2 protein-coding genes are annotated in these 347 nt (G+C 48.7%); both read left to right on the plus strand.

Translation table 11 applies throughout. The annotated features are described in order from the left end of the window. Positions 1-2: 2 nt before the first annotated feature. Complete coding sequence (locus G9G57_RS26495; RefSeq protein WP_279287985.1) at positions 3-92, plus strand: magnesium chelatase domain-containing protein; 90 nt, start codon at positions 3-5, stop codon at positions 90-92. Between the two features lie 40 nt (positions 93-132). Further along, on the plus strand, positions 133-347 hold a 215-nt coding region (locus G9G57_RS26500), incomplete at its 3' end, for a hypothetical protein (protein ID WP_397364208.1).

The following is a 347-nucleotide window of genomic DNA, read 5'->3' on the forward strand; positions in this document are numbered from 1 at the left end:
CAATCAAAAACTGCGGATTCAAATATCCATCCCAGCGTATCACGATTAACTTAGCTCCTGCTGATTTGCGTAAGGAAAGGCTCATCTTTTGATCTTGCCATCGCTTTAGGCTTGTTGACAACCAGTGAGCAGGTGTTTTACCGGTGGGGGAACGAACGCTGTTTATTGGCGAGCTGGCGCTTGATGGCAGCATTCGCCCTGTGTGATAGGGTGTTGTCCATGGTTGATCTGGCCAAGCGAGAGGGATTCGATTCCGTGCTGCTTCCTCAAGAAAACGCAAGCGAGGCACGTCTAATTACGGATATACGTATTTACGCTATACACCATCTGGCGGATCTTATCCCAGT

Origin of the sequence: Paenibacillus sp. EKM211P (genome assembly GCF_011066175.1) — a bacterium.
GTDB classification, from domain to species: domain Bacteria; phylum Bacillota; class Bacilli; order Paenibacillales; family Paenibacillaceae; genus Paenibacillus; species Paenibacillus polymyxa.